6 protein-coding genes are annotated in these 9,830 nt (G+C 71.8%); 4 read left to right on the top strand and 2 right to left on the bottom strand.

Going from position 1 to position 9,830, the window contains the following annotated elements; all coding sequences use genetic code 11:
- On the top strand, positions 1-775 hold a 775-nt coding region (locus CCN56_RS20795), incomplete at its 5' end, for an enolase C-terminal domain-like protein (RefSeq protein ID WP_306300616.1).
- 60 nt (positions 776-835) lie between these two features.
- Here CCN56_RS20795 and CCN56_RS20790 read toward each other — a convergent pair.
- Together CCN56_RS20790 and CCN56_RS20785 are read right to left on the bottom strand one after the other, a co-directional pair.
- Complete coding sequence (locus CCN56_RS20790; RefSeq protein WP_179199922.1) at positions 836-4,183, bottom strand: S8 family serine peptidase; 3,348 nt, start codon at positions 4,181-4,183, stop codon at positions 836-838.
- A 396-nt stretch (positions 4,184-4,579) separates the two neighbouring features.
- The gene (locus CCN56_RS20785) at positions 4,580-6,166 is read right to left on the bottom strand and encodes a hypothetical protein (RefSeq protein WP_086828929.1); all 1,587 of its coding nucleotides are present in this window, start codon (positions 6,164-6,166) and stop codon (positions 4,580-4,582) included.
- Positions 6,167-6,417: 251 nt separating this feature from the next.
- Here CCN56_RS20785 and CCN56_RS20780 point away from each other — a divergent pair, with 251 nt between their 5' ends.
- The 3 genes from CCN56_RS20780 (at position 6,418) to CCN56_RS20770 (ending at position 9,742) form a co-directional block, all read left to right on the top strand.
- Positions 6,418-7,086, top strand: a complete 669-nt coding sequence (locus CCN56_RS20780) for a trans-aconitate 2-methyltransferase (RefSeq protein ID WP_086828927.1) — start codon at positions 6,418-6,420, stop codon at positions 7,084-7,086.
- 70 nt (positions 7,087-7,156) lie between these two features.
- On the top strand, positions 7,157-7,795 hold the full coding sequence (locus tag CCN56_RS20775) for an ROK family protein (RefSeq protein WP_218779430.1): 639 nt from the start codon (positions 7,157-7,159) through the stop codon (positions 7,793-7,795).
- A gap of 9 nt (positions 7,796-7,804) precedes the next feature.
- Positions 7,805-9,742, top strand: coding sequence for a glycoside hydrolase family 5 protein (locus CCN56_RS20770; RefSeq protein WP_256962066.1), 1,938 nt, complete (start codon positions 7,805-7,807; stop codon positions 9,740-9,742).
- Positions 9,743-9,830: the final 88 nt, after the last annotated feature.

Raw genomic sequence — 9,830 nt, 5'->3', positions numbered from 1 at the left:
CGTGGGCGCGGACACCTTCGCCGAGGCCGTCCGCATGGGCAGCGAGGTCTTCCACACCCTGCGCCGCGATCTGCTGGCCGCCGGGCACTCCACGGGCGTCGGCGACGAAGGCGGCTTCGCACCCGCCCTGCGCACCGCAGAGGAGGCGCTCGACTTCGTGATGTCCGCCATCGAGCGCACGGGCTACCGGCCCGGCACGGACATCGGTCTCATCATGGACCCGGCGTCGTCCGAGTTCTTCCGCGACGGGGTGTACGACTACGCGGGCGAAGGGGTGCGCCGCACCCCGTCCGAGAACGCCGACTACCTGGCCAAGCTCATCGACGCCTATCCGATCGTCTCCGTCGAGGACCCGATGGCGGAGAACGACCTGGACGGCTGGCGCGAGCTGACCGCCCGCGTCGGCGACCGCTGCCAGCTCACCGGCGACGACGTGTTCTGCACCGACGAGACGCTGCTGCGCGAAGGAATCCGTACCGGCGTCGGCAACTCGGTCCTCGTCAAGGTCAACCAGATCGGAACCCTGACCGAGGCGCTGGCCACCGTCGCCACGGCCCACGAGGCGGGCTGGACGGCCGTCATGTCGCACCGCTCGGGCGAGACGGAGGACACCACCATCGCGGACCTGGCGGTGGCGACCGGCTGCGGTCAGATCAAGACCGGCTCGCTCTCCCGCTCCGACCGCACGGCGAAGTACAACCAGCTGATCCGGATCGAGGAGGAGCTGGGCGGCTCGGCGCGCTTCGCGGGCCGCTCCGCGCTGCGGCGGTCCTGACGCACACGCCGAAGCGGCGTCACCACCCGAAGGCGGTGACGCCGCGTCAGACGGAGTCGGTCACTTGCCGAGCCACGCGTTGTGGACGGTCAGCGTCGACGTGTTGCCCTGCCGGTCCGTGACCTCGGCGGAGAAGGAGATCCCGCTGTCCTTCGGCGGGCTCTTCACGGTGAGCAGACCGCCCACGACCTTCGCGGACCGCCAGGTCTTCCCGTCGTCGTAACTCACGGACACCGTCAGGGACTTCAGGTTCGCCCCGGCCGCGGCGCCCTGCACGGTCACGGGGACCAGGACCGTGGTGCGCTCCGGGATCCGCGAGGCGAGGTCGACGGGCGCGCCGAAGCGGACCGTGGACACCGGCAGTGGCGTCGTCGCCGCGACCTGCTTCGAGCGGAACGTGAAGCCCGTCTCGATCCGGGTGGAGACCCCGGCGACCTTCGCCGGGCGTTCCGCGGACGTCGTCAGCCGGTACTCGGCGTCGGCGCCGTCGACCGTGAACGGCCGCGAGCCGCTCAGCGGGTCGTCGTTCTCGGCGATCTTCACGCCGTCGCGGTAGAGCGTGGTCGTGGCCGAGAGGTACGGGAGCGTCGGCAGGTGGCCCCGGCCGTCGGCGAACAGCGGCACGGCACCGACGAGCTGCTGCTCGCCCGTCGCCGGGTCGGGAGCAGTGCGGAAGACACCCGTGCCCTCGCCCAGGAGCGGCCCGAAGACACCCGTGTTGAAGGTCTCCCGGTACGTCCGGCCGGCCTCGTAGCGCTTCGGCCGGACCATCTCGTACGCGCCCTCGAAGACCGGGTAGCCCCGCTCGTCCGGCGCGCCCAGCTGGTTGAACCGGGTGAGCCAGGTGGCGCCGTCGGCGGTGGAGACGTAGAAGGTGCGCGTGCCCGGCGCCGGCTGCGGCGCGGAGAAGCCGTTGCCCTCCGGCGCGCCCGGCAGATGGGCGTACGGGGAGGCGAGCGCGGTCTTCCCGGGGGCCGAGGCGCCGAGACCGACCTTCAGCGTGGCCAGCTCGTCCGCCTTCACGTGCCGGGTGTAGCCGGTCGCGACCGTGTTCACCTTGCCGCCGAAGGCCACCGAGTACTGGCTGGTGGCGTCTTTGAGGAAGTGCGCGTCCCAGGTCTGCAGGAGGGAGCCGTCGGTGACGGCCGGCCCCTGGTGGGCGGTGCGGAAGCCGGTGAAGCCCCGCAGGACCCAGCCGTTGCCGACCCGGCCGATGTCGGTGTCGCGCTCGTAGTACGTCCCCGCGTAGTCGGCCTTGTCCAGGCCGGGCACGGTGAGGTCCACCGGCCTGGTGGTGCGGGCGTCGGCGACGACCGTGGTGTCGGCGGAGACGTCGAGCTCCGGCCGGGCGATCCAGTCGGTGCCCGCGGCGTAGTCCGACGGGTCCTGGTAGACGGCCGTGTTGAGCGTGTACGAGCCCTTGGGCACCCGGATCGTGTGGGCGCCCGGTTCGTTGTCGATGCGCGCCTGGAAGTTCGCGGCAGGCCCGCCGACGCCGGTCAGCGTGGTGGAGAAGTTCGGGGCGTCGGTGCCGTCGCGGCCGAGGGTCCGGACCGTGAGGTCGTACGACTCGGCCTCCCGTACGGCCACCGCGGCCGTACGGACGGACCGGCCCGCGCCGGTGGCGGTGACGTAGCCCGAATAGGAGCCGTCGACGTCGCCGGTCCGGGTGTCCGCGACGAGGTCCACCTCGGCCGTGCCGCCGGCGGGCACGGTCACCTTCGAGGCGCCGAGCGCGAAGAACCCGGCAGGGGCGGGCTTGCCCGACGGGTCCAGGGCGGACACCGACAGGTCGAGGGTGACGTCCGTGGCCCCGAGGTTCCGGTAGGCGACCTTCTTCGTCACGGGCTTGTCGTCGGCGTGCGGCCAGAGCGCCGTGCCGAAGTTCAGCGACACCGGCTCCGCGATGACGTTCTGAGCGAGCGCCTCGTCGACCTGGATCCGGCCCGCGCCCTGCTGGAAGGCGGTGTAGCCGCCGTCCTCGGCGGAGCCGGTCAGCGCGCCCTTGAGCTCGGCGGACTTCCAGTCGGGGTGCCGCTGCTTCAGGATCGCGGCCGCGCCCGCGACGTGCGGGGTCGCCATGGAGGTGCCGTCGAGCTGGAGGTAGCCCGGTGCGGGATGCGGAGTGCCGGGGCGCGTGTCGAGGGCGCTGCCGGCGGCGGCCGCCGCGGTGATGGCGACGCCGGGCGCGGTCACGTCGGGCTTGACGGCGCCGTCGCCGACGCGCGGGCCGGTGCTGGAGAAGGGCGCGAGCCTGTCGTCCTTGTCGACGGCGCCGACGGTCAGCGCGGCGTCCGCGCTGCCCGGCGAACCCAGGCTCGACGCACCGGACTCGCCCTCGTTGCCCGCCGCGATCGCGAACAGGATCCCCTTCTCGGCCGACAGCCGGTCGACCGTCGCCTCCAGCGGGTCGACGCCGGGGCTGTCGGGGCCGCCGAGGCTGAGGTTGACGACGTCCGCGCCTTCGGCGGCGGCCCACTCCATGCCCGCGATGACGGCGGAGTCGTCCCCGTACCCCTCGTCGTCGAGGACCTTGCCGCTGATCACCTTGGCGCCGGGGGCGACGCCCTTGAAGCGGCCGCCGGACTTCGCGCCGGTGCCCACGGCGATGGACGCGACGTGCGTGCCGTGCCCGACGCGGTCCACGGCGTCCGCGGAGGCGGAGAAGTTCTTCTCGCCGACGACCTGGGTCCTCAGGTCCTCGTGGGCCTTGTCGACGCCGGTGTCGAGGACGGCGATCTTCACGCCCGTGCCGTCGAACCCGGACTCCCAGGCCTTGTCGGCGCCGATCTGCGGGACGCTGCGGTCCAGGCTCGCGCCGCGCACCCCGTCCAGCCACACCTTGTCGATGCCGGAGGCGACGGCGCGCAGCCCGCCGGCCCGAGGGTTGGTCAGCGCCTCCCACACCTTCGCCACGTCGTCCCGGGACGTACGGACGGCGTCGGCGTCGATCGTCGGGAACGTACGCCGCAGCCGGGTGTCACCGGCCGCGCGGACCTCGGCGCGTGCGGCGCCGGCACCCCCTTCGTACTGCACGATCAACTTCAGACCGTCGCGGTGGCTCTTGCGTAGCCGCGGGTCGGTGAGCACGGAGAGGTCGAAGAGCCGCTGGTCGAGGCGGCCGGTGGCGATCAGGCTCCGCGCGTCGGCGGGCACCACGAGCGTGTGGTCCCCGGTGCGCTGCACCTGTACGGGTATGTGCTCACGGCCTTTGGCGGACTCGAAGCCCACCATCCGGCCCTTGGCGTCCACCACCACGCGGTCGCCCGTGACGAGTGGGATCCGCTGGGTGCCGCCGATGCGTGAGGTGGTGTCCGGTGCGGTCGTCGCCGTCGCGGGGCCGGTCATGCCTGCGACGAGGGCCACCGATGTGGCCGCTGCGACGGTGAAGGCGCGTGCTCTCTGCACGTGTGCGCGCAAGTCTCCCCCAGGAGCTTGGGATGAGGTCGAGTGGTCGGTTCCGGCCGGGGGCACGAAGACGCCCGCCGCCGGTCAGCGCAGTATGTGAGGAGAGAAAGACGTGATCAACGCGGCTGGGGGAGGGGGCAGTTGATCCGCATGGTTTCAAGCCATCGTGCGGTGGCGGAGTGCGATGGGGCGACGATGGCGGTGTGACGGGACGATGACGGCGGGGCGATCCTTGCGCGACGGCGGCGTGGGCCGGGACCGCTCCTGTCCAGGCCCTGCGGGCATTTCGGGGATCGGTCCCCGCGTGCCGGAAGCGTGCCCGTGCCCTTGGCCGTATCCGTACCCGGATGGAACGGCTCTCCATCCGGGTACGGCGGGGACGGCTCCCGGCCCGGGCTACGGCTGGCTGTCGAGCCAGCTCAGCTTGTGCCCGTACAGCACCCGCTGGCAGTAGTCCGTGCCGACCGGGTCGGCGGCGTCCCGGTTCGCCGTGCAGTCGGTGGCCGACCCCGGGCGGTGCTCGGACAGGGACCACAGCCGGCCCGTGCCGCGCTCGAAGTAGAGGTCCTCGGCGCCCCGGGCGGTCTTGACGGCCTGGCCCTTCGTGACCAGCTGGCCGTTGCTCCAGTTGAAGCGCCAGAGGTTGCCCGGCTCGTCCGTGCCCTTCGACTCGTTCACGTACAGCGTGCCGTTGTACGCCGTCGCGCCCTGGGCGCCGCCGTTGGCCAGCGGCAGGTAGTTGGCCCAGCCCTGGGCGGTCGCGTCGGCGGAGCGGCTCTCCAGGTCCGCGACGGAGTAGGAGGCGATGCGGCCGGTGGACGGGTAGCCGCTCTGCGGACGGCAGTACTCACCCATGATCAGTCGGTCCGGGGTGGTGCTGCGGTCGAGGGAGATGTAGGAGGCCTTCGGGGCGCCGGTGTCGACACAGGCGTAGGAACCCGCGGGATTGCCCTGCGCCGCCTTGAACTTCCAGGCGGCGACCTGCGGCATCACGTAGCGGTAGCCGAAGCTGTACCAGACGTTGTCGTGCCGGCCGACCTTCGTCTTGTCCTCGGTGTTGGCGGTGGTCTGCACCCCGTCGGTGTCGCTGCCCATCGCGTCGTGCGTGGTGGGGTCGCCGTCCGGGTCCAGGTCCATGATGTAGCGCATGTCGAAGACGCGCAGGCCGTTGCGGGTGTCGGCGACGTAGAGGTAGTTGCCGTACCAGACGATGCCGCCGGCGTGGACGCCCTTCTGGATCGGGTACTCGGAGGCGTGCAGCCCGTCGAAGGAGACGTGGTCGGCCGAGTTGATGTAGGTCCAACCCAGCAGGACGTGGCGGTACTTGACCTCGGGGGTGCCCGTGGCCGGGTTCGTGCGGCTCTGCACGAAGGTGATCCGGACGCCCTTCTGGTTGCAGGCGTCGTTGGCCTCCAGCTCGGCCGTGGTGCAGTCACCGGTCGCCGGGTCCGGGTCGGTCTCGCGGCCCGGGTCCCAGCCGTCGTACGAGGCGAACAGCTGGATGTTCCCGGCCGTGCCCCACAGCTCGTCGTCCTGGGCGTCGGAGACGCCCGAGAAACCCTGGGGGACCCACTCCTGCGAGGTGGAGTCGTCGTTCTGCAGGCAGTACTTGATGTCGGGATCCGTGGCGGTGCCGAACGGGTCGCGGGAACACCACGGCGTCACGGTGCGGTTCGCCCCGGCCAGGAGGTTCTGCACACCCGACTTGGGGAGCACCGCGTCGAGGCGGGCGACCCGGGTGGTGGTCTCGGTGTTGAGCGCGCCGGGCGACATCGTGAAGTCACCGGGCGAGGCCGCGCCACCGGGCGAGCTCCAGGCGGTGGCCGCGAACGGGGAGGGGGCGGTTTCGGCCGCGAGGGGCTCCTGGACCGTGAAGTCCTGCGGAACGTCCTCGGCCTGGGCCGGAGCCGTGAGGCCCGTGAACGCGAGCGAGGCCGCGGCGGCTGCGGTGAGCCAGGTGCGGCGTATGCGCCTTGAGGGCATACGGGGTTGCCTCCGTTGGTCATGTGTCGGACAAGTCGAACGGAGGGTTCCAGAACGCCGAAGCGAAACGCAAACTTGATCGATATGCCGTCAATGGGGTGAGGTTATGGCGCCTTTGAAGGTGAAATGCCCGTACCGCGCGACTGAGGTCGGCGCGGGGGACGATCGGGAGGCGCCCGCTCGGTACAAGACCTGCCGTCGATCCGCACAAGATCCACACGGCAGGTCGTCGAGCCCCCTATCATCGGCGGATGCGCACTCACCGTATTGACCGCCCGGCAGATCTCGACGTCGTCCGCGAGTCGTACGACCGGGTGGCCGACAACTACGCCGACATGGTGGTGACGACGGGGATCGGCGACATCCGCCGCCATCCCTGGCTCAAGGCCTCTATCGACGCCTTCGCCGACAGCGTGGGCGGGCTCGGGCCCGTCCTCGACGTCGGCTGCGGACCCGGAACGGTGACCGCGTACCTCGCCGAGCGCGGACTCGACGTGTCCGGGGTCGACCTCTCCCCCCGCATGATCGAGAACGCGCGCCGTCTGTATCCGGAGTGCCGCTTCGACGTCGCCTCCGCCACGGAACTCGACCTGGCCGAAGCGTCCCTGGGCGGCGTGCTCGGCTGGTGGTCGCTCTTCAACCTCCCCCGCGAGATCCTGCCCCAGGTCCTCGGCATGTTCGCACGCGCCCTGAAGCCGGGCGGCCACCTCATCGCCGCGACACACGTCGGCGACGAGGACCTGGCGCGCACCGAGGCGTACGGAGTCGCCTCCGTCAGCTGGACGACCCACCAGTGGCGTCCGGAGCAACTCGTGGACCTGATCGAGAAGGCAGGCCTGCACCCGGTCGCCGAACTCCGGCTCCCCGCGGACGAACACGTCGGCCCGGGCGTGGTCGTCATGGCCAAGCGCCTCGGCTGAGACCCGGACGGCCCTCCGCGTGTCCGGCGTGTGCGGGCGGCCGGCGGTCGGCCCATGGTCGGGCGGTCACATGACGAGACGTCAAATCAATAGGGGCGCTCACGGGGTCGCGGGCGAGGTCGGACACCTCTGCGTCGACCCGAGCGGGCCGCGCTGCGGCTGCGGCGCGCGCGGCTGCGTCGAGGCGATCGCCTCGACCGGCGCGATCCTCGCGGCGGTCCGGCAGACCACCGCGAACCCGCACCTCACGTTCGGCGAGGCCGCCGACCTGGCCCGGGGCGACCATCCGGCAGCCCGCGAGGCCTTCGCCCGCGCCGGACACGCCATCGGGGTCGGCATCTCCGCACTCGTCAACCTCGTCGGCCCGGAGCGGGTCGTCGTCAGCGGCGAAGGCGTCGACGCCTACGACCTGTTGAGCCGCCACATCCAGGACGCGTACGCCGCACACGCCTTCGGGGCGGCTGCCCGCTGTCGCTGCGGCTGCTCCCCTGGGAGGACTGGGCCCGCGGCGGTGCCGCCGTGGCCATCCAGGCCCTCTTCCCGCAGCACGCGGTCACCACCACGACCGGCGCCGGCTGAACGACCCGCAGCCCTCGCGTACGAGGCCCCTCCCCACCAGGCAGACGGGGCCGACCCGCACACCGCATCGACCTCCCGCACCACGCACCCTCCCGCAGCACGCACAAGGCAGGTACACCCCCACCCGTAAGGAGCCCCCGTGACACCCCGCTTCACCCTGCTCCGACGCGCGACCGCAGTCCTCGCCACCTCGTCCGCACTCCTCCTCAGCGCCCTCACCCCGAACGCCGCCGTCGCGGACACCGGGACGGCGCCGCCCCCGGCCCTCACCGGCGCGCAGCTCGCCGCCTCGTGGACCGCCCCGCTGTCGACCCGGGACCGGTACGTCGTCGACGCCGACGGCGACCGGTTCAAGCTCAAGTCCGGAAACTGGGCGGGCGCGCAGGGCACCTGGCAGGGCAGCGGCGACGTCGGCGACGTCGCCAACCACCAGGCGCGGCAGATGTCACACAACATTCCGCTCGGCCTGGACAGGAAGCCGATCGCCGACATCCTGGCCGACTTCCACGCGCTCGGCCTCAACAGCATCCGGCTGCCGTTCGCCAACGCGCTGGTCCACGACGCCGGCGTCGTACCGGACTCGGCCGTCACCGCCAACCCGCAGCTCAAGGGCAAGACCCCGCTGCAGGTGCTCGACGCCGTCGTCGCGGCCCTGACCGCGGACGGCTTCGCCGTCATCCTCAACAACCACACCACCAGCTACCGCTTCTGCTGCGGCCTGGACGGCAACGAGCGCTGGAACAGCGGCCAGACGACCCAGCAGTGGATCGACGACTGGGTGTTCCTCGCCAAGCGCTACCAGGCCGACAAGCGGGTCGTCGGAGCCGACCTGCGCAACGAGGTCCGCCGCGACACCTGGGACGATCCCAACTGGGGCTGGGGCGACGAGCACGACCTCGACAAGGCCCTGGAAGAGGCCGGCAACAAGATCCTGCAGGCCAACCCCGACATGCTCGTCATCATGGAGGGCATCAACTGGCAGGGCATCCCCACCGACCTGACCCCCCACGGCCGCCCGATGCTCACCCCGGTCGCCACCCTGTCCAACACCCTGATCCGCTCCGACAAGCTCGTCTACGCGGCCCACTTCTACGGCTACACGGGCCCGAACCACACCGGCGCCACCGGCACGGGCGAGACGCACGACCTCCGCTACGAGGAGCTCACCCCCGCACAGCTCGCCCAGGCCGTCGACGACGAGGCCCTGTTCGTCACCCGCTCCGGCCAGCACTTCACCGCACCCGTGTGGATCAGCGAGTTCGGCGCCGCCGGCCGCGGGGACGTCGACGCCAGGGAACGCGCCTGGTTCACCGCCTTCACCGACATCCTGGTGCGGAACGACACCGACTTCGCCATCTGGCCCCTGGTCGGCTGGACCGACGCGAACGGCACGCCGCAGGACAACTGGGCCATGGTCAACTACAGCACCGACGGCACACGGCTCGGTGCCATGGACGCCGGCGACTGGCGCGCCACCGACTGGAACAAGCTCGTCAACGCCCCCGGCCGCACCGGCCGGATCGACCCGGCCCCGCGCTGGAACATGCTGAACCTGGACCACGCCGACCACGACGTCTCCGCCACCATGCTCGCGAAGCCGGACTGGTCACCGGGCAACCGCAAGGGCAACTGCCCGGACGGCCAGCGCGTGACCGGCCTCGCCCGGAGCAGCGGCCGGGGCCTGTGCACCGACGCCGGGCAGCCGGCGAAGGCGAGCGGCCCCTGGACCGTCGTCACCGACGAGCGGTACGTGACCGGGGGCGACTGGGCGAGCGGCTACAACAAGCTCCAGTGCCCCGACCGCACCTTCGCCGTCGGCTACAGCGTGCGCGGCAACGCCATGGCGGCCCTCCTGTGCGCCCCCGCGAGCACCGCCCTCCCCGCCGGTGGACGCGTCCTCTGGTTCGACCACGGCGACAACCGGCCCGCGACCGGCGGCTCGACCGCAAGCGACTGGGCGCCCGGCTACTACAAGGGCCAGTGCACCGACGACGAGTACCTCGCCGGCGTCGCCTACACCTGGAAGTGGACCCACGGCGGCGTCCCCGACGCCCTGCTGTGCCGCCCGCTTTCCTGATCCGCCCGCTCGACCGACTCCGGCCCGCCGATACACCTCGGCGGGCCGGAGTTCTTGTCCGTACGGGCCGGAGTTCTTGTCCGTACGG

This window comes from Streptomyces sp. NRRL B-24572 (genome assembly GCF_002156145.1).
Taxonomy (GTDB): Bacteria; Actinomycetota; Actinomycetes; order Streptomycetales; family Streptomycetaceae; genus Streptomyces; species Streptomyces vietnamensis.
Note: the sequence above shows the minus strand (reverse complement) of the source record. Positions and strands in the feature narration are given on the sequence as shown.